General features: G+C 57.4%; 13 protein-coding genes, 1 tRNA gene and 4 pseudogenes. 11 read left to right on the forward strand and 7 right to left on the reverse strand.

Annotated elements, in window-relative coordinates; all coding sequences use genetic code 11:
• The first annotated feature begins 477 nt into the window (after nt 1-477).
• Together AC0L3K_RS13360 and AC0L3K_RS13365 are read left to right on the forward strand one after the other, a co-directional pair.
• Nucleotides 478-2,370: a hypothetical protein gene (locus tag AC0L3K_RS13360; RefSeq protein WP_473366212.1), complete on the forward strand. Its 1,893-nt coding sequence runs from the start codon at nt 478-480 to the stop codon at nt 2,368-2,370.
• Nucleotides 2,371-2,733: 363 nt separating this feature from the next.
• Nucleotides 2,734-2,838, forward strand: a pseudogene (locus tag AC0L3K_RS13365) (sodium:solute symporter family transporter); the annotation flags it as partial.
• Between the two features lie 147 nt (nt 2,839-2,985).
• Here the strand turns inward: AC0L3K_RS13365 and AC0L3K_RS13370 are convergent.
• A pseudogene (locus AC0L3K_RS13370) lies at nt 2,986-3,321 on the reverse strand (ParB/Srx family N-terminal domain-containing protein); the annotation flags it as partial.
• 465 nt (nt 3,322-3,786) lie between these two features.
• Between AC0L3K_RS13370 and AC0L3K_RS13375 the strand changes: the two are divergent.
• On the forward strand, nt 3,787-4,815 hold the full coding sequence (locus tag AC0L3K_RS13375) for a hypothetical protein (RefSeq protein ID WP_473366213.1): 1,029 nt from the start codon (nt 3,787-3,789) through the stop codon (nt 4,813-4,815).
• Nucleotide 4,816: 1 nt separating this feature from the next.
• Entirely contained in the window at nt 4,817-5,995 is a 1,179-nt protein-coding gene (locus AC0L3K_RS13380) for a CpXC domain-containing protein (RefSeq protein WP_473366214.1), read from the forward strand.
• Here the strand turns inward: AC0L3K_RS13380 and AC0L3K_RS13385 are convergent.
• Both AC0L3K_RS13385 and AC0L3K_RS13390 read right to left on the reverse strand, forming a co-directional pair.
• Complete coding sequence (locus AC0L3K_RS13385) at nt 5,992-8,286, reverse strand: hypothetical protein (protein ID WP_473366215.1); 2,295 nt, start codon at nt 8,284-8,286, stop codon at nt 5,992-5,994. The genes AC0L3K_RS13380 and AC0L3K_RS13385 overlap by 4 nt on opposite strands.
• Before the next feature lie 8 nt (nt 8,287-8,294).
• Nucleotides 8,295-8,543: a hypothetical protein gene (locus AC0L3K_RS13390; protein ID WP_473366216.1), complete on the reverse strand. Its 249-nt coding sequence runs from the start codon at nt 8,541-8,543 to the stop codon at nt 8,295-8,297.
• 396 nt (nt 8,544-8,939) lie between these two features.
• Here AC0L3K_RS13390 and AC0L3K_RS13395 point away from each other — a divergent pair, with 396 nt between their 5' ends.
• Complete coding sequence (locus AC0L3K_RS13395) at nt 8,940-10,460, forward strand: DUF2235 domain-containing protein (protein ID WP_473366217.1); 1,521 nt, start codon at nt 8,940-8,942, stop codon at nt 10,458-10,460.
• A 249-nt stretch (nt 10,461-10,709) separates the two neighbouring features.
• Nucleotides 10,710-11,243, forward strand: coding sequence for a hypothetical protein (locus AC0L3K_RS13400; RefSeq protein ID WP_473366218.1), 534 nt, complete (start codon nt 10,710-10,712; stop codon nt 11,241-11,243).
• Between the two features lie 115 nt (nt 11,244-11,358).
• Here AC0L3K_RS13400 and AC0L3K_RS13405 read toward each other — a convergent pair.
• Nucleotides 11,359-12,099 (reverse strand): annotated as a pseudogene (locus AC0L3K_RS13405) (DUF4238 domain-containing protein); the annotation flags it as partial.
• A gap of 115 nt (nt 12,100-12,214) precedes the next feature.
• On the opposite strand from AC0L3K_RS13405, the gene AC0L3K_RS13410 reads away from it, so the two are divergent.
• The 4 genes and pseudogenes from AC0L3K_RS13410 to AC0L3K_RS13425 all read left to right on the forward strand — a co-directional run bounded on the left by AC0L3K_RS13410 (nt 12,215) and on the right by AC0L3K_RS13425 (nt 17,727).
• A complete protein-coding gene (locus AC0L3K_RS13410) occupies nt 12,215-15,910 on the forward strand; it encodes an SIR2 family NAD-dependent protein deacylase (RefSeq protein WP_473366219.1) in 3,696 nt (1,231 codons plus the stop codon).
• A 35-nt stretch (nt 15,911-15,945) separates the two neighbouring features.
• A complete protein-coding gene (locus AC0L3K_RS13415; protein ID WP_473366220.1) occupies nt 15,946-16,560 on the forward strand; it encodes a hypothetical protein in 615 nt (204 codons plus the stop codon).
• 178 nt (nt 16,561-16,738) lie between these two features.
• A pseudogene (locus tag AC0L3K_RS13420) lies at nt 16,739-16,954 on the forward strand (hypothetical protein); the annotation flags it as partial.
• Between the two features lie 101 nt (nt 16,955-17,055).
• Nucleotides 17,056-17,727 (forward strand): hypothetical protein, encoded by a 672-nt coding sequence (locus AC0L3K_RS13425; protein WP_473366221.1) that lies wholly within the window; start codon nt 17,056-17,058, stop codon nt 17,725-17,727.
• On the opposite strand, the gene AC0L3K_RS13430 is transcribed toward AC0L3K_RS13425, so the two are convergent.
• Nucleotides 17,616-18,938 carry a hypothetical protein gene (locus tag AC0L3K_RS13430; RefSeq protein WP_473366222.1) on the reverse strand — a complete coding sequence of 441 codons (1,323 nt, stop codon included), beginning with the start codon at nt 18,936-18,938 and terminating at the stop codon, nt 17,616-17,618. The genes AC0L3K_RS13425 and AC0L3K_RS13430 overlap by 112 nt on opposite strands.
• A gap of 56 nt (nt 18,939-18,994) precedes the next feature.
• Nucleotides 18,995-19,735 (reverse strand): hypothetical protein, encoded by a 741-nt coding sequence (locus AC0L3K_RS13435; RefSeq protein ID WP_473366223.1) that lies wholly within the window; start codon nt 19,733-19,735, stop codon nt 18,995-18,997.
• 133 nt (nt 19,736-19,868) lie between these two features.
• Here AC0L3K_RS13435 and AC0L3K_RS13440 point away from each other — a divergent pair, with 133 nt between their 5' ends.
• On the forward strand, nt 19,869-24,275 hold the full coding sequence (locus tag AC0L3K_RS13440; protein WP_473366224.1) for an NACHT domain-containing protein: 4,407 nt from the start codon (nt 19,869-19,871) through the stop codon (nt 24,273-24,275).
• A gap of 264 nt (nt 24,276-24,539) precedes the next feature.
• Here the strand turns inward: AC0L3K_RS13440 and AC0L3K_RS13445 are convergent.
• Nucleotides 24,540-24,616: transfer RNA gene (locus AC0L3K_RS13445), tRNA-Met, on the reverse strand.
• Between the last annotated feature and the right edge of the window lie 688 nt (nt 24,617-25,304).

The raw sequence follows: 25,304 nt of genomic DNA on the forward strand, positions 1-25,304 counted from the left end.
ATGAGTGGAACTCTTTCTACATTACGCTGTGATTGTATTTGTGAACTTACTCCTGTATAACGCGAACGCTGAAGTTCTCCGGCGGCCATTTCGAACCGTCAGCAGCATAGCGGATGATCGTTTTAAAACTTGCGTCACGCATAGTCGGCTCTTGTGCCTAAAATTATCATGAGGCCCACGTCATGGAATCGAGAATTGTACAGGTCCGGGCTATTCTGAACCACTTGGTGGATCAAAACGGAGGAGCGCCTCGACACTCCGGAAAGGGACGCTTTTGGAATTTGTCCCGCGACCAATTTGTTGCGGGGCCGATCTACGGGAAAGTGCCAATCGTTCCCGGCCATCCTGATCAATCATTCCTTGTAAAGATCCTCCATGGACCGGCGGACGGATTCTCACGAATGCCAGCGGGAGGGCCTTACATTTCGGATACGGACTGGGATTTTATCATGCACTGGATTGCCGACGGAGCTCCCGATGCTGATCCCGAATTCATGCGAGAGTTCGAGTCTCCTGCGCAAAAGTGAGAAAGCATTCAAGGTCGAGCGGACGGAGAACAATATGCAGTGGTGCGGACAGGATTTGCGCTGGACAGCAATTGCGTTAATCGGATTGGGCCTCTGGTCGGCGCCCGTCGCCGCACAACTTGTCGATGCCGACAAGATCGCAGCGGTAAAGATAAAAATCTCGCCGGAAAAGCCGACTGATCTTCCTCCGCTACATGATCGAAAGCAACATACGTTAACCGAGGCGGCAGTCTTTGCCTGGCAGCAATTCATTGCACATACTTGGCCGGCGAAGGCCCAGAACGGAGCGCTGAATTCACGCGATCAGCCTGATGTCGCGCTTCGCTACGGTCAGAAGGGTCCAACCGGACAGGTCGTATGGGAGACCTTCCGCCACAAGGTCGAGCTGTTTCCCGGTAAAGGCGATCCAAACGGATATGTCAACGATCCAAGCAAGGATTATGGTTACGACGCCTTGCCGGCCTATGTTTATCACGACGGACCGATACTGCCCGCCAGCAATCAACAGGCCAGCAATGCACCGTTCGACAACCTGGATGAGGTCAATGAGATACTCCTGTGCGATATGAGCGCCGGGATTTCTGGAACGCGCATATTGTATCAGGCCAAAGCCAACAGAGTACTATACAAATACAGCGCGCAGCATCGTTTGTTCGAGGAAGATGCCACCGTTCCCGGCGAGATGAGGGCAAATGCGGCGTTCAATTTGCACCAGAGCGACGAAAAGAAATTCATGCTTCCATATCTGGTGCTTCCTTCAAGCAATCCCGCAAAAAAAGCCCTCGGAACGATCGAGGCGAAATCAGCCTGGCGTAAACTGGACGCGAATGAGGATCGCTCGCGATTTTATACCAACCGTGTGCGATTCTATGTAACTGAAATCGTCGATGGCATGCCGCAGAAAAGATACCGCGAGGAGGAGTGGGGGCTGGTCGCGCTGCATATCATCCACAAGACCGAATCTTCCCCTGTGTTCATCTACACGTCATTCAGTCAGATCGACAACATCCGGGCCGTCGACGGCACCGTCATCGAAGAGCCGGACGGACTGGTAAAATCGGAATATCGGAATATTCCGCCATTCGCGCCGGAACTCCGGATCAATAAGTCGGACAAGACGCATGGCCAGGAGGTCTTCGTTGTGGCGGGTAGTCCCGGGATTGCCGCCGGATCGAAGCAGCTGTTTTTCCAGAACATCGGGATGTTCAAGCATGGCGTCACCGTTCCGGTCGCCGTGCAGCGCCGCCTTTATGAAATCTCGAGCGAGGTTCGGGCAGCCAACAGGGCGGCGCACGATGCCATCCGCGCCTACGACAAGAGCGCGGTCTGGCAATACTACAAGCTGGTCAATGTTCAGGCCGCAACGCTGCCGAGCTTTGTAGATCGCTCGGTTGCTGACAACCTTAGCCTCGATGACAAGGCGAGCTTCTTCATGGCCAACGAGGTCGTCGAAACCAACGTCCCGCTGCAGCAGTTCAGCGGCACATTGAGTCCGGGCGATAGCGAAGGGGATCATCACTTTGAGCACGCCGGCAACTATGATTTCGGTTTGTATCCAATTGCCGGTCAATACAAAAAGGACGCGCCGATACGGACGGAGCGAGTTGTCGGGGAGCCTGTGATCAATACCTATCTGCGACCGGGCGCGCCGGCGGGCCAAGCATGGCGCAAGTTGAATACGGGCGGATGTGTTGGATGCCATGGCCCTCAGGGGCAGTCGGTAGGGGGAGATTTCAGCGTCATTCTCGCGCGCGGACGAGTGCCGTCACCGGAGTCGGCGGACGATGAAGGTAAGGGTTCCATCAGATTACTTGAGGGGCTCCAGTCGCGGATGGACAAGTAAGCGCAGGACCTTCTCATTGAGCACCCATCTTGCACGCAACCCTTGCAGAGCGTGCCGCCGATTCCGGCGCACTCGTCGGCATCGTTGCAAATTGAGACGCCGCCAAGTCATTGACCTGACGGCGTTGTTTGGTTGAGGGGACATGCAACCATCTCAAATTGCTATTTGAGACAGCGGCGCGAGGGGCGATCCGTCAAAAACGCTAACCTTCGCGCTCCGCTTCTGCGCTAGCGTCGGCTCAAAAGAACGTCTCGCTGCTGCATGTCGCGAATGCGGTCTTCAGGCAGGCGAAGCTCCTTGAGGATCTCCTCGTTGTGCTCGCCCTGAAAGGCCGAGCTCGGATGCAATGTCCGCCGCCACCGGAAAGTTGCGTTCATGGCGGGTCTTGCATTGTCCGTCGCCGCAAGCTGCAACTTTCCGGTCCTCACGATGGCGATCTTTTGGCGCGGCATGACCACGCGCGGCGCCGGAAGAGCGCCGAAATGCGCGGATCGCACGGGCCAATACGTTTGAAGCCGTATCCTCGATGGTCATGCCCTCCTTGGTGTGAAGCTCTGCGAACGCTTCATATTCATCGGCGGGATGCATGTTGGAGCGGATCGCGTTTTCGGCGAGGCTGATCTCGGTGGCATTGTGCTTGACGTCGCAGATGCAGGGGATCGGCTCGTCCTTCTTGATCTCCTTGCACTTCACACGAAGCAATTGCGCGAGACGGCGTCCCTCGCCTGCATTGACCAGATAATAGCCGGTCGGCTTGCCCTTCGGTCCAAGTTCGGGCTCGACGACAGGGAATTGCAGCATGCCGAGGGAAGCGATGCTGGCGGCCAGCGCTTCGATCTCGGCTTTCGTGTGCGGCACCTTGCGTACATTCTTCGGCGACTTCTTGAGTTTGCCGAGCGGCACCATGACGATGTTATAGGTTTCGGCTGATGTCTTGGTTCTGTTGCTCATTACTGCTCTCCTTTGTTGGGCAGGGGTTGTGCGCGGCAAAAGGCCGCCATAACCCCTGCCTCGCGGCGAGCAGCGGGTGTGCAAGCGGAGTGGGTGCCTCGCGGGGAACCGGCTGCAAGGACTCCCGCGGAGGCGGGAGGACTGAAGCTGGGCGGAAGGTCACCCCGAAGCGCGCCGAGGGCAGAGCCCTAAGGTCTCAGGCCGCAGCAGCGGCGAATGACGCAAACGGCGTGCGCGCATGCGCATCGTCCGGGAGACATGTCACCCGGGCCGCGTGAGCATAGCGACGGCGAAGCCGGCACGCGGGACGAGTGTAGCGACGAGACCGGTCCCTTGCGGCACCCGGGAATGGGGCAGTGACAGCGGTCGCCGCAGGCGAGCCCCTTTTCCGAGTGCCCCCGGCGAGGAGCACCTTGTGCCTTCCGCGAGGGATCGTTACCCGCAGGGCCGAGACAGGATGACTCGGTGAGCTGGCTCATAGAGCCCGGTCCGCAAAGCGGACGCGGTCGGCAAAACAGGAAGATTCAACTGGCGACTGTCAGGCTGCCTTGTTACACTTTCGCCGACAAACGTTTTCCGGTTGGCGCGATGACATTCGGTCTCCTCGAAACGGTTTTGGAATGGGGTGCGAAGAAGGGACTCGAGGGTGTCCTGAAGTCGTTGACGCCAAGCGAGCTATCATCTCGGCTGAAATCAACGATCAAAAGCTGGGTCGAATCGCTACCCCCGGGCTTCGATATCGAGCCAGACGCAGTTCTGCGCCTGCGCGACATCAGCGCCGGTCCCGCGCGCAAACTGATATCCCAACGTATGACGGATGGCCGGTTACCCACGCGGGACGAGTGGCTGGATGCCGTCACGGAATGGTGGAACGCTGCCGACAAAGGCGCCGACATGCAGCCCTTCTTTCGGCTATCGGATTCAGATGTTCTGCCCCACCTTCGGGACTTGGCGGCGCGTCTCAACGATGTCTGCCAAACCGACAAACAGATGTGTCTTGGCGTCTTTGTAAGAGCTGCCGAATGGCGGCAGCTTGAAGACTATCGAAACGCCTCGGACCAACCCAACACCCGCCTTTTTATCAATGAGGTCATCGAGCCGCCTAACTATAAGCAGTCGTACGAAATTGACTTTCACGCGCACAATCCGACCCCGGATGAAGTGCTGATCAATCGTTTGCGCATCGAAGTGCAAGAGGCACGCAAAATCGATCTGCATCGTATCGTTACGCCGGGACACCCGGGGACGCGCTACAGTTTCGTTGCGCACCTGACCGCAAGCAGCCCGACTTCCCAGCTTATCCCGATGGGGAGCGGTCACCGGGAATTTCGTCTTACCGCCCGTGGTGGAAGCGACCTCTTCTCGGTGACGGTGAGCGGCGATCCCGGTTACGATTACTTTGTCAGACTCGTCGCGAACGAAACAAATCTTCGAAGCAATCAGCGTACTGTCATCAAGACGCCTGAACTCTGCCTGACCTTCGCTGGAGTGTGATGTGGACGCAAAGGAAGCCCGTGACAGAGTGCGCGCGCTCTTTGAAACCGCGATCACTTCATCCTATGAAACGAACGAGGTGGTATCCGCCTTCTGGGTCTATAGGGGTCCGCTCGCCACTCTCGAACGCGACACGCATCCCGCGGGTCATCTTGATTCTGTGAAGAAGGCTTGTCAGCTCATAACAAAAGCTGATGTCCGCCCGTTCCTTGAAGGCACCGCAGCGGTCGATCAGGAGCGCGACGTCATCGCGAAGGCTGCCGAGCAGCTTCAGCAGGCAGGCCTTCGTGACCTGGCAAGCCTTTTTAAGATGTCCCTTGCTGTGATGGCCGATCGCATGGAAGAACCTCCAGAGCCAAGCCACTGCAAATTTAACGTCAAGAATCTGACCTGCAATTCCTGCGGCTATGTCGGCCCGCACAGGTTCTGGCATTTCGTCAATACCACTCTACGGCCGGACCTCGAAGAACTCGCCATGAGCGGCGCTCTCTGCGAGGGGCCCAGATGCGTCATGTGTGACGAGGCTTTCGAAGCCATGCCCTTCTTTTATTGTAATCCTGGACGCGAGGAATTCATCGCCTATTGGCCGCGTGATGATGCGGACGCGGAGCCGTGGGCTGAAAGATCGCTTGAATATATCGAGGAACTGCCGCCCGCCTTCAAAGGAGGCAAGACGGAGTTCGGCATCGTTCTGGGTATGCCAGTGGCGCTCTATGTCGAGAATTTTGTCGGTGCCGTGACTGTCGTCCGCGACAAGGATCAGTTCGTTTCTACTGTTAGTGAGCCAGTCAATTTGTATGTAGAACACTACGATCTGGCGGATATGCAGGCCTACTTCGATGGAAAGTCCGCGACCCAGCGGAAAGACTGGAAGGCAGCGGCAGGAGGTTTCGCCAAAGCGTTTTTGCTGAATCAAGGCGGCGTCAACAGGCTTGAAATGCTATCGGGCTGCCTCAAGAGTTTGGGCCGGCATGACGATGCGAAGTTGATTGAGGACGAGTCTGCGAGACTGCGCGAGCGGCTGGTGACGGAACATGTCATCGTGAGAATTGGGCGTCCAAGCATCCACTGGTCCGGAGATTTCAATAAGCAGCTCATGATTCTCCAACAGGGCCTGCCTTCGGACTGGGGGTTTTCCGCGCTTCTCGATCTCGTCCGCGAGATCAGTCGGGGCAACTAGGTCACCTCTTCTGGATCGTTGGACGTCTGCTTCGACAGCAAGGGTTTGCTCCTGTTGGCAACAAGAACCGCCTCGTAAGGGAGGTCCCACCTTTCCGTACTTCGCGCGAAAAGCACAACGGGCTGGCCTTCACTTGCATCGAGGGCTTGATTTGCAAGTTGCTCCAGGGACCGCTTGAGCTGAGGCCGGAGCTGCTCAGGAAAAAGGTAAAACCCGACACGCGCCTTGTGCTTTTGTGAGGGCTGGATCTGCATCGAGCTGACATGTTCCGGATCGCGATAGTTCTTCCGGACCAGCTTGCGCAATTTTTCGAGTGAATGCTCTATGCGTCGCTGCTCCGAAGGGCTTGACGACCCGAGCAGGTGAATGCCGACGGTTGTCCAGCCCGCAGGCCGCTTTTCATTCAGCCGGTCGATGATCTGCGTGAAGAGAGGGCTCAGGATTGCCTTTGGTTTCGGTACGGTGATCCCGGCATTCAGGGCGTTGTAGTAGCGGTCAATGGGGCCGGACAGACCGGCGACGTTGAAGAGCAGATCCTTGTCCGGAAGAACGAAGTTGAAACCGTTATCAAGGTAGAGGCCGAGATAGTCCAGCTCGTCACCCAGCAGATGATGGGCCTTCTGGAAATAATTGCGCTCGCTCAGGTAATGCAGCAGCAGGAGCGGCTTATCGAGTATGTCGGTGATGCAGAGAAGATCGGCGATCAGCAGCGTCGGTGCCAACTCGTGATCCTGCGGCACCCAGCCGACCTTTTTGAATTCGGCTTCGGCGGAACTAAGCACCGAAAGGTCATCGAGCGTCACCGATAGCCGGATGACTCGATCGATCGACGCCGCATCAATCCCCAATCCTGCTGTAATGTTGACTGACTCTTCTTCCCCCGCTTGCGCCCTGGCAATCACTTTGGCGAGCCGCTCCGACTGTATCGAAGGATCGAGAACCATGTCCTGGATGTGGCGTTTGACACGGGCGGGTGCTCCGCGCAGGCCTTCAGGTGTTAGCCGGTTCGCCTTTGCCTCTACGGCAATCACCGTCCGATCGATAACAATCAGGGCGTCTGTCTCAAACCCCTGATCGCCTAGCCTCCACTTAGCGCCGGGCGTAATCTTCGCGCCCGGAAGCGCGGCCTGCAACGTCGTCTCGAGCTTATGTTGCAGATAAGTGGAGCGCGTTTTTTCTACAGCCTCCTTAAGCCCGGCAGCGCGTGCAAGCCGCTCCATGATGCGGTGGATATGGCTGAAGACGGCGACGGGAATCGGAAGGAAGAAGCGATCTTCGAGATCGATAGCCGGGGTTTCCCAGACAGGATTGCCAAGGAAGAGATGCTCGGTCTTCGCTTCCGAAAGCGCACCGGGCTTGAGCGAAATGGTCCGGAAGATGTTTTCGACCACTTGCGCGGACCGGCCGGACAATTGAGCGAGTTCGTCCGGCGTGAATGTGCCGAATTCGGCGATCCGCAGATCGTAATGCGACATCACGAACGCTTTGGCGCTGTCGAGGTCAATGCCCGGCATGGCCGCAAGCATTTTATCCGCGTCTCCGACCAGACCTGGCACATTCTGAAAATAGAGCCGGAAAATCTGCCGGGGATTGCGTCCATGAAGAACTCGCCGAAACCTACTCCAATGTACCGTTTGCCGCCGCTCGTACTCGCGCACGACGCAATGCATGACCTCGATCAGGTCCGTGCAACTGAATCCGTGATGCGCCACAAAAGAATCATCGAGCGGCCCATAGAGCTCTTTCGAAATCTGGACGACGGACAAGAAGTGCGCCCAATTGCGGACAGCCATCGTGTGAAGGCGAATGCGCTCCTGCAATTCGAGGACAGCGAGCTCTTGCGGATCGGATACTTTCAGGCCGTCGAGCGATCTCTGCAAAAAGAACGCGTCCGACAGCTTCGGCATGTTGTCGAAGACGGTCTGCATGATGTGCGGCTGCACGGGGGCCGGACCCCACTGGTCCGGCGGAATGGACAGGACGATCGCCTGAAGCAGCTCGGCATGATGTTGCAGGACATCCCCGACAGGCTTGCCGTCATCAGATCCGAACGACAGGAGCCCGTATCCGGCATAGCAGGCCAGGATTCCGACCGGGTCATGATGACGAAGCTGGTCTTTGACGAGTTCGAGTGTTTTGGGAAACGCGGCCACCGCGGCGAGAGCCGCCTCCGTCATAGCGACCTTGTATTTCGGATGATATTCCTCGCTGATGGAAAAAGTATCGAACCTGATTTTCGATTGCTGGTCTTTGCCTTTGCCTGCTTTGTGTCGCCGATTTCGTTTGCTCATGCGCTACCTTAGCAACAAGCGATCTCAGGGAATATCGCCGCTCTTGCGATTTCCGCCGATGGATTGCGCCTGTTCCAGAAGAATTCGCGATTGCCAGTAGCGGCTTCGGCATATTGATCGATCGCTACGATGATCGCCTGGACATGGTGATAACACCACCCTTCGTGCACGCCGATGCGCCGCACTTCCGCGAGCGCCTTGAGGAACCGCGGCTGATCCGGGCTGTCCGTGAAATACTCAAGTTCACGCATCACCATCTCCGGCCACCAAGCACCTTGCCCTTGACGGGTCTCGGCTGGGCTCGCTTCAGATCATCCCGCTGAGCGCACAACCCTTCGATCTTGGCCTGCATCCGCCCGAGCAGAGCCTCGGCCGACGCCGTTGCTATGCCCGCCCGCTGAAGCAGAAGGATTTCCCGGCGCTGTCGTCCGACCTGCCCGCGCATGCGCTCAATTTCACCCCGGATGACAGTCCGGCATGTCCCGCCTCTCAAACCTGGAAAGATGCGTGAGAACAAAAAAGGAACAAACAATCAAGTCAAACCTTGAGAAGAGCAAGCTTTCTAAACGCAAGCATGCCCGACAACAGAAGCCGCGGTCGCGCAATCTGTGATATAGACCGCCATTCAGCGCACGTTTGGGGAATAGTGTGCGATGCCGAAGAATATTGTGATCTTTTCCGACGGCACGGGACAGGCCGGGGGAATCAATTTCGATGAAGCGCGGACCAATGTTTACAAGCTCTACCGCGCCTGTCGCGTAGGACCAGACACGAAGATCGAGCCGTCGGAGCAGGTGGTATTCTATGATCCGGGCCTCGGATCGGCGTCTGATGGTGGGCATTTCAAGATCGGCTGGATGCGCTGGCTCTACAATCTGGCCAGCATGGCGTCCGGCCTTGGCATCACGCGCAACATCGTCGATTGCTATGCCGCGATCATCAGCCTTTACGAGAAGGACGATCGCATCTTCCTGATCGGCTTCAGCCGCGGCGCCTATACGGTCCGGTCCGTCGCGGGTGTCCTCTCACAGTGTGGCATCCCCCGCCAAATGCCCGACGGCTCCGCGCTGCGCCGCGATCCGAAAAGCATCCATGATCTGGCCGAGCACGCGGTCAAGGACGTATATCAATTCTGCCCTTCCTATAGCCGAAAGGATGCTCACGGATACTGGAAGTTTCTGATGGAGACCCGCGCTGCGATCGCCGCCCAGTTCCGGCAACAGCACGGGTGTTCGAAGACAGTCGACGATGTCGAGCAGGCGAACGTCGTTCCCTATTTCATCGGCGTCTTCGACACCGTCGCCGCACTTGGCCACAAGTATCTTGGTCCGGCGCTGTTTGCCCTGGGCGCCGCGATAGTGATCGGCCTTCACTATCTTGGGAGCTGGCTCGAGCCGACGTATCCGTGGGCAGGACATCTGACGCGTGACCTAAGCTATCTTGGTATCGTCACGGCCGCCGCCTTGTTCCTCAGGAACTACCTGAAGATTGCGCCGCCGCTGGCCGGTTACTGCTTTTTTAAACGGCTGGCCACGCTGCATTTCGCACCACCCAAGCACAAATTCTACGACACGACGCTGAATCCAAACGTTCCTTACGCCAAGCATGCGATCTCGATCGATGAGAACCGTGCGGATTTCGCGCGCGTAAAGTGGAATCCACTCGATAGCTCGCGGACCTACACGCGCGATGATCATGGCAACATCTTCTTCGAGCAGGTCTGGTTTCCGGGCGTCCATGCCGACATAGGCGGCGGCTATCTCGAAAATGAGGCGCGACTGTCGGACGTGGCGCTCAACTGGATGGTGGCGGGTGCCTCGCTCGTTCCGGACGGGCTTAAGCATGACGGCGGCGTGTTGCGCCTGTCGCCAGACCCCGCCGGGCCACAGCATGATGAGCAGGCGGGCGGTTTTCTGAAACTTGGCCTCCGTGAGATTCCCTTTGACCCGAACACGGGCCTTTCGACTTCACCGATGCACAAATCAGTCTATCGGCGTTTTGAGGCTGGCCCGGTTCTGCTCTATGATCACATGTCCCCCTATCGGCCGGACAACATGCGGGCACATGTCGATTTCAGGCACTACTTCGACCAGAGCACACCACAACTGCCGCAATGCGTCGCCGACGATATTGAAATGAAGTGGACGAATAGCGGTTACGTGGGCCGCCTTTGAGCGTGGTGTACTCGTCCGTTCAATTCGACAAGTCAGGGGGCACCGCCATGATCAAGGTCTATGTCGACGAGTCCGGAACCCACGATGATGCGGATGTCGTAACAGTCGCCGCCTACGCCGGTCGACCGAAAGCCTGGCGGGAGTGGTCGCGGGAATGCGAAACGTCCCATCAAGGTTTTTCACGCTGTTGATGCAGCAAACCGCGAGGGCGAATTCGAAGGCTGGTCGCGCGAGAAGCGCGACGAAGTCGTGAAGAAGCTTCTACCGGTCATCATGGGCAATAAAATTGCCGGAGTGGTGATTGCTCTCAACAAGAAGGAGTTTCGCAAGGTGACCGAGGGCAAGGAAGAACTTTTGAAGGCTCTTGGCAATCCATACACGAGCTGTTTTCACTGGCTGGTGCAGTCCTTGCTCGAACTCCTGAGGCCAAACAAGAAAGAGACCATCAAATTTGTGCACGAAAAGAACAGCTATGAGAAAGAGGCCAAAGCGTCGTTCGAATTCATCAGCAAGGAAGCGAACCCGAACAAGGTGCCGATGAGACTGCTGTTTGGCGGCAAGCGTGAGCAGATGCCACTGCAGGCGGCGGATATCCTGGCCTATGAGGCCTACAAACGATTTAAGGAGCCAGACAAGCCAGAACGAAAACCCTGGGAGATTCTCAGGCCGAAAGTTGCTGCGGTCCATATCGGAAAGCACAACATGGACAAGATTGTTCAGTCGCTCGAAGAGATCGTGAAAGACCTTGGTGAAAGTTCAGGCCAAAAGGCCGTAGCGCCTTAAAAGCCCTCGATACGTTAGACCTTCAACAGAAGCAACGAATCCCTGATCTGCCCAAAGAGCTGGCTGTGACTGGCTCGACGCATTTCCTGATTCAACTCGCCAACCTGTGACGCGGTCAGGCTCGCGGACGAGAAGGCAGGCTGCTCGTTGGCTTCCGGCAGCAGGAGGGCCGAACGGGGAGAAACCGGATAGTAAAAGCAGAGTTCGGTCGGAGGCCGTATCCGTCGCCGTGCAGATTAATGATGGGTTGATCGCCGGTGATAAAGGGCACGTCCGTATTGTTGTCGAGCAGGATCAGCTTCCGTTGCTTGCTTTCAAGGAAGAGACTCATGCCGATATTGAACGCGAACATGGCACTCATAATGTCCCATATCCGCGTTAGATCTTTTCCATCGTGAAGCTTGACGCGGTCGATCGTTCTCTCCTTCACGCCCTTCGTCCGCATAGTCTGCATGGAGATAAAGTGAAGAAACGTAATGCATTGAGCGTCCCTTTCGTAGAACGAGAGGTCCCCCGCCAGTATCATGTCGAGGAGCGGCAAAAACCGATTTTCGACGCCCGCGTGATAGTCCTCCAGGGCATTGGTCTGGTGGATATCGAGCACTTCCTCGATCTTTTCGACGTTGTTCAGCCGATGCCTGTTTTCCTCCAGAAAGCGAGCGGGGCCCGCAAGATTTACGAGCAGGTCCTCGTGATGACGTTTCGCCAGAGGATGCCCCGGATCAATTGCCAGCATCTTGATCAAGGCGAAGTCGTCGTCAGTCAGCTTATGCAGCTTGTAGAAGTCGCGATCGACGGCAACGCTGTTCGTGCCGGTGGCAAATATGGCCCCGTCTCTCAAGCAATAGATTTGGCCGTCAACCGTCCACGAATTCGGTCGTGCACCTGGATTGAGGGCCTACCTTAGATGGACATATAAAGATGCACTTCAAGGTTGACGATCGGTACATATCTCCTAACGTCAGTTCGTAATGGCATTGGACGCCAAAGTCTTTCTCTCATCCGGCATGGTCAATTTGGAATACGATATTAAGAGTCTCCCCGATTACGCTGCTCTGCAACAATTCGCACGTGCCCTATGGCGCAACGGCTCCGTTCGCGGCGCGTCGGTTCTGGTCGGGGCCGGGCTGAGCAAGAACGCAAAGCGTCCTTCCGAGGAATCGCTGGCACCGCCCTTATGGTACGAGTTGCTCGACCGGATGGTCGAACGTCTCTATCCACACGATCCGAAGTTGGCGCCAACGAATGCCCTACGTATCGCCGAGGAATATCGGACCTACTTTGGTCAAGCCGGCCTTGATGAATTCATAAGGAGTAACTTTCCTGATAAGTCCTGGATGCCGGGCCAATTGCATGCGGATCTCCTGGAGCTGCCATGGACCGATATCCTGACGACCAACTGGGACACGCTGCTGGAGCGTGCAGCCGAGAATTCGGCTGACTATGCCTACGAGGTTGTGCGAACAGAGGCCGATCTTACCCACGCAAAATCTCCACGGATCGTGAAGTTGCATGGCACTCTCGGAGACCCAGGTCCGCTCATCTTTGCCGAGGAGGATTATCGCACCTACCCGACGAAGTACGCCGCGTTCGTCAATTTTGCTCGCCAGGTGTTTATCGAGAACGAACTCTGTCTAGTTGGCTTCTCAGGCGACGATCCCAACTTTTTGCAGTGGGCCGGCTGGGTCCGCGATCATCTTGGCGGCAGTGCTCGCCGCATTTATCTGGTCGGCAATTTGCGGCTGGAGCGAGCAACGCGACGATATCTGGAGGCGCACAACATTGCGCCAATCGATTTCGCGCCGCTTGTCAAGGATTTGCCACGGGATCGCCAGCACGCAGAGGCAACTCGAATTTTTCTCGATGAGTTGCGCAAGGCCAAACCTACGCCGCAGCATGAATGGAAACTAACGCCAAACGAACAGTTTCCGCTTTTTCGTGCTGGTGGCGATGCTTACGAGCGCGTTCATAAGGATCATCCCTTCGCGGCTGAGCTCCTCGAGAAAACTATTCCGCTCTTCAAGGCCGACCGGGAGAGCTATCCCGGCTGGTTCGTTTGTCCGAACCGGCATCGGCAGTCACTCCTGCATGCTGGCGATGCGCATTGGCTTCTGCGCAAGCCGGTGCTGGATCTCTTGAAGCCAAAGATTCGGGGTCAAGCTCTGTTTGAGATCGTCTGGCGGCGCACGATAGGCCTGTCGCCAATAGATCAGGCGCTTGCGGCCGCGCTAGCTGAATTCGTAGAGGCGAAGCCACCGGAAGTAGAGCCCGGAATATGTCTGGAGCTGGCGTTGGCACTCTTGCGTGATGCCCGGCTGTCCTGCGACGCAGATGCCATGAAACGGTGGTCCGATGTCATCGAAGCAGAGCCTGCGGCAAGCGCGGCCATGCGACTGGAAGTCGCCTATCAGTGGGCTCTTCGGGCACGTGATCGAATGGAGCTGTCGATCCTTCAGAGCCGGCTGGCCAGTATCACATCGGAAGAGCCGATCTGGAAATTGCGCCGTGCCGCGCTGCATACCGAGATTGGCGAATACGCGGCGGCCACAAAACTCATCAAGGAGGCGACGGCCGATCTCGAACGACGATATAGGCTTGATCGAAATTCGCTCCCGATAAAATCCCAACTCGCCTGGGCTGCCTGGATCAGCAGGGCGACAGATATGCTGTCCACGCGGTGGAGCGATTTGCCGCGCTTGCGCGATTTCAGGGAACTCGACATCGATCCGGAGGGCGAGATCGAGCATTTCGAGACCCGCGCCGCCGAAATTGACAAGAAACGCAGAAAGGACGAGGTGGCAGTGCGTCCAGCTTTCGAGGCCGGCCATTATCGCGATGGTTCGGCCACGATCCGGCTCGGCTCTGGCAATTCAGGTGTCGTCCTGCTGTATGAATTCGACTTGCTTATTGAACAGGTTGGTCTCCCGATCCGCATCAATCACGTCAATATCTGTGCGAATGCGGCCACTGCTGTCGTCGAGGAGGCACTGCAACCTACTGTCGAATGGCACGCCTGGCTGCTTCGCTCGCTCCATAGTCACTTGGACAGGCCATTTGAGTACCATCTGAGCCGCGTCGCTGTCGCTCGGCTCAGCCCCGCCGTCAATTTAGCCTTAACAGAGGCGGTCGAAGCGGCTGTTTCATACTGGTCGCAGCGGGTGAAGGAGGCACGCGGCGATGACCGACAGGGAGATTTGCACTGCGCCATTGATGCCTTGCGACTATCGCTCGCAACACTCTCGCGACTGACAGTGTGGATGTCGCCCGGACACGCGGCCGATACGGTGCGTCGGGCGTGCGAGATGGCAAAGGAGCCGCTGCTTTCGCATTTCTGGTTGATCGAGGCGATGGGGGAACTGGCGAAGTACGCGGCAGGGACTGTTCCAGTGGGTGAGCAGGGCTCCCTTGCTCTCTCGCTTCTCGAGTTTCCGCTGCCTTCCGAGAAGGGCGCGGACATGCCATCTTGGCCGCGCCTGATTACTGATATCTGGGATGCGCGGCCCGACCGAGGTGCTGGCGACACGCGCTGGGACCACCGGATTGCACAACTTCTTGCGGTTGCGCAGAAGGGGCAACCAGACAGAGCGCATGCAATCGTGCGCCTTTCCTACCTCTTCCTTCGGAACGTGTTGAAGCCTGATGAGGCAACGGCCTTTGGAAACGTCCTCTGGTCGGATGTCGATACCAACCAGAATGCGCTTCCGCAGAATACATCGTTGAACAAAAGCGGCGTGCTCGAACTGCCGGCGCCCGATAATATCGACGTCAAGGCCCGCCTTCGTGCGCGGCTGTTCGATGTCGACCTGACCGGGATGATGAAACTGCAGAAGCCGTTGGGCACAATTGAGATCGGGCAAAGGGTAAACCATCTTGATGCAATCGCTCACGCCGTCATGCTGGGGTTGGTATTGCCGGCCGATGTTGCGCTGCGAATGTTTGACGAGATCGTCGTCTGGGAATTGCAAACGGTCGATCGGCACGATCCCTTCGCCACGTCCTTCGTGAAGGGTTTCAATGACAACATACGGCGTTCTTCCGGATACTTGCTGACCGCGGCGGTCGTGCCGGCACTGAATGCTGAGGAGCGCACGGAACAACGGGCTTGTGATCTTTTGGCATTCATCGCACGAACACGCTCTTGGACAAGTCTTGGAGCTGTTCCGCTATTTTGGGCGTCGGCCGAAGGAGCAAGAGCTGATCTCACATCGGTCGTCCGGCGGGGTTTGATAGGCTCGGAAGGCCAGCGTGTGGGCGCTGCCGCACTGGCAATTAGCACCTGGGCAAAGCTGGTACGCAGCGGGGCGATCGCAGCGCTACCCCGCCCTCTTATCGACCAGCTCATGGCAACCATCGAAGCATGCGGAGATATCGGGCTTCCAGCCTTGCTGGATGCTGCGCGGAAGTTGCTCGGGAAGGAATTCCTGCACGACGAAGATCTCAGGCGGCTTGTGGAAACGCTCGCGGTTATTCGCAGTGAGTTTCGCTATCAGAATGTCGAGTTGGACACGATGAGGGCCGTAACGGTATCGCTTGTGCGGGCCGCAAGTGTGAAACTCGCTTCCGCCCTGATCGGGCGCGTCGCTGACGACGGTACCCTTCAAGGTTGGATTGATGATGCAAAATCGGATCCCCTGCCTGAAGTGCGCTTTGCGTTGATGAAGACATAGACGCACGAGGGTGCAAATATTCTCCGGAGCCGCCGATGAACCTTCCTTCTAACCAGGGCACATTTGGCGTGTGGGGTTGGCTATTCAGATACCGGCTCGGAGAACTGCGTCGCGCGTACCGAGGGGCGCGAGAGGCTTCGGACCTTGAGCTCAAAGAATTGGAAAAGAAATGGAAAGACCTCGAGAGCCGTGTCGAGGCAGGCACTGCGCAACTCTTAGAGGAGGACGAAGACGGAAACGTTGTTATCGACTGGGGTGAGCAGGCGGGAGAAGCTTTCTCTGAAATCGAAGGCGTCCAGCGCATCTACCGCGAAGCTTTTCTAATTTCGCTCTACCATTTCTGGGAGCGGGAGTTGCTCAAGACGATGAAAAAGCCCCAATATAATGACCAAGATGCTTTTGCATTCCTCAAAAATATTGGGCTTACGCCGGATGAGCCAAACCTCACGGCACTACGGCTGGCGGCGAACGTGGCGAAGCACAGTGGGGGTAGATCGGCGGATGACCTCCATAAAGTGCGGCCGGATCTCTTTGACACAAAGGAGATTGCTAAGTGGAATGACAAGCCAGGACATGAATATCTTTTGATCACCGATCAAGTCTTGGACACGTTCTTCGAAGCAGTTCGAAAATCCGGACCCGGGAAATAGAAGTCTCAGGCAACAGACGAATCAGGCCGATTTGCAGGACATGATGGATAAGGGACCAAGGATAGGCGACGCAGTCCTGGGCGGACGCTATGTGTTGCTCGCTCAGGTGAAAGTATCGGTCGGCGGAGGCACGATATTTGTTGGCGCAGCAGGGCGATGTCGCTAGTGCGGCGAAACAAATCCTGACCGTTTCCGAATGGTAGCCCACACCTTTCCCGAAGCTCTCGGCAACAAATGGGTTATCTCGCGAGATGAATGCGATGCCTGCAATCAGGCATTCTCGAAATATGACGACGCCATCGCGAAAGCTGTTAGCCCATTCCTGACGTTGGGTGGAGTGAAAGGAAAGTCCAATAAGGTCCGACAAACGGACGCTCGGAAGGCGATGCCGTGATATCGCGGCGTGGCGGAGCCGATGGACAAGGAATAAACGTGTACTCAACCAATGCAGACCCTGCTCAGAACGTTTCCGTAACTGCGCAAGGTCTGCTTCGCATGACCATGCCGGTCGCCGGGGTGCCCTTTCGACCACGCCGGTCGTACAAGGCTCTCGCAAAGATGGGGCTCGCGTTGCTGCCGAACGAGGAACTGGATCACTACACTAAGCTACGTGCCTGGCTGCTCGATCTCGACGACAAGGTCGATTTTCCCAATCTTGGTGTGGGCATGTCATTCGCTTCCGTCGGTAACGCACCGATTGTCGTAGGAGCGCTGCTCCGTCGGACAAATCCTGCCGACGTTGTTCCGCACATCCTCTTCATCTTCAGCGCCGGTTCTATCTGTCTGCAAATAGACCTCATGTCTGACCATCTGGAGGACCACCTGCCGCCCGTTCCCGTCGGTTCAATCAGCATAGAATGGTCTAACGTCATATATGATCCTGGCGGATCCGCGACGATTGCGTTTCGCTACGAAAAGCCCGGTTCATCTCAATTGGAGTTCGACCGAAAGCGAACCGCAACCGGTCGAGGCAGTGGTTCTGAATTTCAATCCGCAGACGTCAGCCGGCTCGTTCACACCGATCTTTCGCTGAGCCACAGCAGACATTCGAAGCGCTATTCGAAAGAATGTGCGGCCGGGTCCTTTGAGAAGCGAAGAACCAACATGTCATCATCCTCGTCCACGTTTCCCTTCTCGAACGAAATCTCGCTAATCATAAAGCCCTGATCCAAGAATTTGCCTACGGTCGGACCATTGTCAGCGTCGCCAACGAAATGACGGAACTGCTCCTCGGTGATACGGCCCGCCAGAAAATCCTGGAGGGCACGACTGGACATACGATAGGTGATGTCGCTCCCGGTCGATGTCATGCTTACACCCCCATACCATCCTCGCCCCTCCGGAGCGAAGGAGCCCTGCCTGAAGAGGGACCGCGCCTGAGAGCCAGTGAACCGCGGAAGCGGCAGGGCTGCTTCGATCTTGCGCAGGCTGTCCAGAAGGCCCGGGGTCTCATCATCCCAAAAGACGACGGTTTTCCAGCCTCGCTTCGGCTCTTGAGAAAATGATCGATAGTCCTTTTGGGGTACGAAGACCACGACAGCATCTACGCGCCCTTTCTTGTCGGAGAGAAATCGGCGAATGATCTTTTGCGCTGTGGCATTTCGCTCAACAACGTTCGGGAATGGCGCGCCCAATTCATCGAGGGTCCTTGATCCGATTTCTGAGAGAAAGATGATCCGATATGTCCCTTCGGGAGCCGCTTCGATTTGAGACAACTTCTGGCTAAGGACGTTATAGATCGGATTGTCCTTCTCGGAATAGACCCGCGGTGGCCGCGTGGTCCAGAAGTTATGATACCGTATCTGCTTGTAGGTTCTTTTTTCGATTTCGACACATATGCCGCTCTCTTCAATCCTCAAACGCTGACGTGGCTCATTGTTCGACAGCACCCATTCCTTGATAAGCGCCTTCGCCGTAACGGACGGCACGTAATGTTTTGGCGCAGCGATTCCGCGCACTCTGACTCCGCGCTCAATCTCGGTCGTCTCGGCAAATTGGAAGTACAGATAGTCACCGAATCCTTTTTTGATCGTATTGGCGTGGTTAACGATGGTCTGCGAACATCGATCCATGAGCTGTTCGCCGGAGATGGAATTGTCGTTGGTCGATGCGATCTCAACGATCGCAGGTCTATCCGGCAACAGGCCCTCGACATAGGCATCCGGCTTCTTGCCGTTCACCCACCACTCCGGTTCGATCTCCAAACAATCGAAATCCTTCATCGCCCAAACCAGGGCCAATTCCATCTCCGCCGGCAACGCTTGCTCGACGCGCTTATTGTTTAATCGCGCGACCAGATCGGCCCGCTTATTGCTGTCGAGCAGGGGCCGCAGATCGTTCAACATGGCTTGAATGCGCCGGCGAGTGAATATGGCCATAGCGGCACACTTAGTTATGCGGTTCGAGACATGCGGGCGCTTCCGTTCAAGAGTCCTTACGGCACCAATTTCTTTAGCTGGTCAATCAGACGGCAAACCGCAGCTAGCGCAGCCAGCGCCGTGGCTTTGTTGCAGGCTTCACCCGAACGCAATGCCCGACCGGGATGAACGAGGTTCCGCGCGTCTTTGGCCAGCCCTGCCTGTTGTTCTGTAGCGGCGTCGATCACTTTGTTTGATGCAGCAAGGCTGATGAGGTCAGTGAGCTGGAGCTGGTCGAGCGGCCGTTTGGGCGCGCTGGCGAGCGTCACCTGCTTCAATGCCCAGAGAAGAAGGGCCTCCAGTACCGCACCCGCAAAGACCGTGGCCCCCATCCATTCGCGGGAGTGGAAATCTGTCCATGCGGCACGAATGCGATCCTCAATGCCGAGCCGAACGTCGGTATCCGCGATGAAGGGCAGTTCGGGCTCTGGTGGGGGCAGCTCATCATGACATTGCTTCATGAGCCGCCGGATACGCTCGACCGCGTCCTTGCCGCCAACGTCTCGTGCTGGCCGCGTATCGCCAAGGTTCCAGAGCGCAAGCGACGTCGTGAGCACCGCGCGGCAACGCGAAAAATCAAGATAGTCCATCGATGCGAGATCGATGAGTTCCCCCGGGACTTCATCGATCACATTGAGCAGCGCGTGAACCTCGGCGCGATAGGCAATGGTAACCGCGCCACCATCGATCTCGGTTCGGTTCGGACCGAACATGCCGTCAATGGCGCTTACGATCTGACTAGGAAGGACTTTTGCCATTGTTTCCGGTTGTTAAACAGCGACGAGCTTGCAGGCATGCGCCAGCACCCATTGTATGCTATTGGTTTCATAGAAGATTCGCCAGTACTTGGCAGCCGCGTTAGGGCAGCGACTAGGCATTTGTGGACGATACGTGCGCGACGATTTCACCAAGCGAACCGTGACGGAGATTGCCAAGGGGGTTGCTTACCGCTGCTCGAATCCCGAGTGCCGGCGGCCGACGGTCGGCGCCAATGGGGCGCAAGATGGCACGATCATCATAGGCGTGGCCGCCCACATCTGCGCCGCCTCCCCTGGTGGCCCGCGCTACAATGCTGCCCAAACGCCGGAGGTGCGGCGCAGCAAGGAAAATGGACTGTGGCTTTGCCAGAATTGCGGAAGGCTGGTCGATGCCGACCCCAACAACTTTACCGTCGAGCAATTGGCCAAATGGAAGCATGACGCACAAGCACGTGCTTTCCGCGAGCTTGTCGCGCCAGATGCTGCCCGTGCTGAAGAAGCTGCGCGTGTCGGTGCTGCGATTGCGGCGGACGATCGCCCCGCCGATGCGGCGTTCGACACGGTATTCGAGAAGGTTCATGCCGCCGCCGTCATGGACCTCGCGACGCAGAAGCGCGAGCCTATCTGGTCGGCTGCCACAGTTGAGCTCACCCTAAGGATAGCGGGTGACGGCGCGGCGCCATCGTTCAGCATCGGCAAATTGCCGTTGGCTATTGAAGTCGCACCGGATGTCACGATCGTCGCGCCCCCAGGTACGGGCAAGACCACGACGCTCCTGCAATTGGCCGGGCATGCGCTAACCGGGCATTCGATCGTACCGCTGTATTTCAGGTTGGGTGATTGGTCTGCGGGATCAACAGGGCTGCTTGCGAGCCTGCATCAACGCGCCGCGTTCCGGTCGATAAGCGCCGACGAGATCGGCGCGCTTGCCCAGCGCGCACGGCTTCTGCTGTTGCTCGATGGTTGGAACGAGCTTGCGCCGGATGCTCACAAGCGATTGCGCGCCGAGATCGGGCAAATCCGCCGCGATTGGCCCGATCTACGCATCGTTGTCACGACGCGCCAGCGGGCGCTTGACGTGCCGATATCAGGGCCACGCGTTGAAATCGAGCCTCTGTCCGAGGATCAGCAGATTTCGATCGCGGACGCACTCTATGGCGCGGCTGGCGCGAAGATTGTCGACAATGCCTGGCGGACACCGGGCGTTCGCGCCTTGATCGCGACGCCTTTGTACCTGTCCACCCTTCTTAGCGGCGGCGCGCAAGGCGCCATGCCGGATACCAAGGAAGGCGTGTTGCGCCTGTTCGTCGAGCAGCACGAGAAGGCAGGTGAACATGCTGAAGCCTTGCATGCGGCGTTGCTTGGATGCCACGCTGAGATTTTGACGGACTTAGGGAGTCATCTGAATATCATCGGCGCGACCACCATGTCCGAAGCGTACGCGCGACGTATCATCACGGCAACAGCCGCGGGACTGCGCGAGCTGGGTCAGATTACTGGTCAACTGGAGCCGGTTGCAGTTCTTGAAGCGCTGACGAGTCATCATACCCTGATGCGCTCCGGTGACGGCATAGCCTTCCAGCACCAGCAATTCCAGGAATGGTATGCCAGCCACAAAGTCACTGCCTTGATGCGAGCGGCAGCGAACGGCGACTCCGGCTCCCGGGTGCAATTGCGCGCTACTGTTCTAGACCAACCCGGATGGGAAGAATCCGTGTTGTTCGCAACGGAGCGGCTTTCACGCGAGAAGGGTGGCGCCGGGGTTGTTGCGCAAGCTGTGCGGCTCGCGTTGCCTATCGATCCTATGCTGGCGGCCGAGATGATCTATCGTGCGGCATCCGACGTGTGGGACCTTGTGGGCGCTGATATGATGGCGTTTGCACAGCGCTGGCACAGACCGGGCACGGTGGATCGCGCGGTACGTTTTATGATCGTAACCGGCCGGCCCGAATTTGCTCCGCAGATTTGGCCGCTCGCGTCGAGCAGTAACCGGCAAGTGCTGATCCCGACCTTGCGTGTAGCGCCGCGCTTTCGTCCGGCCGTTCTCGGGCCGGATCTAGCGGCGAAGATCACCGGGCTTCCCCAGGAAACGCGGAAGGACCTGCTCGGGCTAATCGCTGGTGAGAGTGGCCCGGACGGAATGGACCTGGCGGTCGAACTTGCGAAGACAGATCCGAGCCCCAAGGTTCAGGCAGACGTCGTACAGCATCTTCAATTTCGGCTGGCCGAGCGCCATGTCGTGGCCTTGCTGGCTGTTGCGCACGATGAGACTTGGGAGCTGGTCGCAAGGCGCGCCTACGCGGACGACATCCAGACTGCCGGGATCGCTGAGAGACTACGCACCATTCGGGCGGAGGCCCTGGGGAGGGCAACCGAGCCATCCGAGCGCCTCGGCCTCCTTCTTCAACAATCCCCTGATGAACCTGGCCGCGACGTGGCGATCGCCGCCGCCATTGCTGACCCTCGGTTTCGGGTCAACGACCGGCAGAGTGGCTCGCTATATGTCGCGCAACAGCGAGCGCCGCAGGCCGTCTTGCAGGGTCTCCATCAACGTCTGGAGACAGGCCTTGAGCTGCCGTACCACGCGAACGAGCTCCTTCTGGATCTGGATGTGACGGACGAAGGGCCGATCGTAGACTCCATTCTCGATGTGAGCCGCGAGAACCGCGACCTCAATGCTGCGGCGGTTATGGCAGGTCCAAGGACGGTCGACGCGCTGATCGAGAAATATCTTGCGTGCGCGCAGGCTTTGCGCGCGGCACGGAATGATCGCGCGCTGGGTGAGGAGCACCGTCGTCTCGGCGATAGAATTCGTGGCACGCGTGCCTCTATTTTCGCTGCCGCCATCCTGCGGAAGGCAGATTCAGTCGATCTCGACATTATCTCGTCTCTGGCGTCGCTGGTCGCCGGTCATGGGGCCGATCACGAAGATCGCAAGTTGCCACTGGCAATCGATCTGGCAACGAAAGACGCATGGATTGGGCATCTGCGGCGCTGGGTCGATGCCGTCATTGCGGCACCAGCGGGAAGAAGGCATGATCTGAATGAGGTGTCGAACGCGATCGGGCGGTCGGGTCTCCAGGAACTCGTACCCGATCTAAAGCGGCTGCTTGACGAAGACCTCTTACGCCTAAAGAGGGCTCGACAAGGTCGCGCCGACGCTTTGCGGCGCGGTGATATCGTTGCGTCGTCAGACGCAAGCATGCTCTACGACAATCAGTACAGAGCGTCTTTCATTCGCATTGGTGGTGATCAGGTCATCAACGTCGCCGTCGAGTACCTCGAAGACAGGGATTTTGGTTTTTCGGCCGCCGTCATATTGAAATCGATATCGGACCGGCAGCTCAATCTGCCTGAGCCGGGCTGGCAACATCGATGGCCATGGTTCGATGAAGTGGATGCGGCGCGCAAGGCCCGCGCGGTATCACCGCGGCCCGAACCATCGAATGCGCTCGCCTCACCGATCTTCGCGGCGATCGATCGATTGGCGAAGCCGGAGGCGGAGAAAGAGGACGAGTTGCTCGCAATCAGCTTGGCGCGCATCGCGTTGAGCATGCCGCACAAAGATCACGATGAGATGATCGCTCGTGTCCTGGCCTTGCCACAGCCCTTGACGGCAAAACAGACGCTCCTCGCCGCTATGGTGCTCGATGGACAGGTCATTGACGTCGATCTTGTCATGCGGGCCATTGATGAATGGCTCACCACCGCAGTGGCCAATGAAACAACTGCGTGGCACAAGCGGCAAAACACTTGGGAAATTGAGCCTTGGCTGGAGTTGCTGCCGTTCACAACACGTCCGGAAGCCGTGCTCGATGGCTTGGCGAAGGTCCGGGAATTCTACGGTCGCGATTGGGCACAACGGTGGGAACGTGTGCTGACTGCGGTCGCGGCCGTGCCGGGGGCAGAGGGGCTCGGCCTGTTGGAGAGCTTGGCTCGCGCGCACAAGAATATTGCCGATGAGCATGCGTGGACGCAGGCAATTCTCAACAGGGGCACTCTCGAGTCCGTGCTCTTGTACGTTGATCTGTTTATCGAGCGTATTTTAGGGACTGATCCGCACGGCGCCGACGCGTGGTATGTGGGCCGCCAGCTCGCCGAGCACGCACAGAAACTTCCTGAACTGAAATCCGAACTGAGGAAGCGATACGAGACGGTCGGCAGCGGTCCAGGCCGATCGATGCTGGAACAGTTCTTTTGTGAGGTGGCAAGCGAACAAGACCTTCTTGCCATGGTCGAGAAGTACGCGGCGAACAATCAGGCCTATGATAGTCAGATGGCGCAAGCCGTCGAAGCCGTGGCAGTCGACAAGGTGCCGGTCGCCGAAGGCTCCAATTCCTACAGCATCTATCCGGCGCCGGTCGGACGTTTGCGCAAGGCACTTTTTGATCTGCTTAACGGGCCGGGGATGATAGTGGCCGTCGCGAAGAAATGCCTGGAAGCGATCGACAGGCTCCGAGATGAACACGGCATCGCGGCTAACGATGCTCGGCACCCAGATGTCATGTCCGAGCGTCCTTGGCCGCCAGAGGCGACGTAGGCTCCAAAGGACTCGCGACGCAGGGTAGCGTCGTGTCCCGTTCCATGTCGCGCCCATGTCGCGCGGAGTCGCCGGGACCGCTTTGTAGTGCTTGAAAACAAAGGAAATTTTTGGGATAGCGCATCGCGCGGAATCTACCGGAGCGTGTAGTACTAAGTGCAACAAATACGGGAAGTTTTGGAGTAGCTGGTAACGGCAGGCGCGGCCGCTTTCGATGGAATCAAAATCCGGCGTCGTTACGAGCTTCGACGCTATCGGACGTGTTGGTTGCGGGAGCCGGATTTGAACCAGCGACCTCAAGGTTATGAGCCTTGCGAGCTACCAGGCTGCTCCATCCCGCGGCCTGAAGAGGCACCGGTATGCTCGCAACATCCTAAAGTTGTAATATAGAAATTTATAATTGTAACCTGCATACATTTTACTGGCTTCACATGGCCAGATTGAATTCCAGAGACGCTGGGGTTGCAGGGCGAAGTTGATCGCACGAGAGAGTTAGTTGTGAAGGGTTCGCGATGCGCGTAAGCACGGCTGGGCACTGTTGCCACACAACGTTTCAATGGCCATAGCCGATTCCCCTGACAGAATGGAACAGCCCTAAATCTGCTCAAACGGCGGCGGGCCAACCGCTGTCCAGTTTGAACTTTTCATAACAATCAATAAGTTGTTGTCTATTGCTTGAAATTCAAACCATTCGCGTTGATAGAGTTTAGCTCTTTGGGCCTTTAGCCACGCGCGAGGAACTAGAAGCGCTGTAATCGCGCGAAGCCAGCCGCCACGAAATTCTTCGGATCGGTCATTTTCGGTGTGGGCCGTTTGACGTTCGTGACTCCCAGAGACGAAGCTGAGACACTTCATTTGGCCGGGGATAGACGAATATTAATGACAGCTCCCGGCAAGGCCGACGCCGCTGGGGCCTCTACGACCGTCTCTACGACGCTATCCGCTTGGACACAGAGCTGGTCCCGGTTGTCTGAACAGAATCTCCGCGTCGATAAGTGGAGCCTCTGCCGGGGTTAGGCCGCCATGCGG

The organism is Bradyrhizobium sp. MI1.10, from assembly GCF_055811035.1.

Coding starts and splice junctions, on each gene's coding strand:
- AC0L3K_RS13360 (WP_473366212.1), top strand. CDS start 478: ATGCTGATCCCGAATTCATGCGAGAGTTCGAGTCTCCTGCGCAAAAGT.
- AC0L3K_RS13395 (WP_473366217.1), top strand. CDS start 8,940: ATGCCGAAGAATATTGTGATCTTTTCCGACGGCACGGGACAGGCCGGG.
- AC0L3K_RS13390 (WP_473366216.1), bottom strand. CDS start 8,543: ATGGTGATGCGTGAACTTGAGTATTTCACGGACAGCCCGGATCAGCCG.
- AC0L3K_RS13430 (WP_473366222.1), bottom strand. CDS start 18,938: ATGGCCATATTCACTCGCCGGCGCATTCAAGCCATGTTGAACGATCTG.
- AC0L3K_RS13435 (WP_473366223.1), bottom strand. CDS start 19,735: ATGGCAAAAGTCCTTCCTAGTCAGATCGTAAGCGCCATTGACGGCATG.
- AC0L3K_RS13425 (WP_473366221.1), top strand. CDS start 17,056: ATGACCATGCCGGTCGCCGGGGTGCCCTTTCGACCACGCCGGTCGTAC.
- AC0L3K_RS13385 (WP_473366215.1), bottom strand. CDS start 8,286: ATGAGCAAACGAAATCGGCGACACAAAGCAGGCAAAGGCAAAGACCAG.
- AC0L3K_RS13415 (WP_473366220.1), top strand. CDS start 15,946: ATGAACCTTCCTTCTAACCAGGGCACATTTGGCGTGTGGGGTTGGCTA.
- AC0L3K_RS13410 (WP_473366219.1), top strand. CDS start 12,215: ATGGCATTGGACGCCAAAGTCTTTCTCTCATCCGGCATGGTCAATTTG.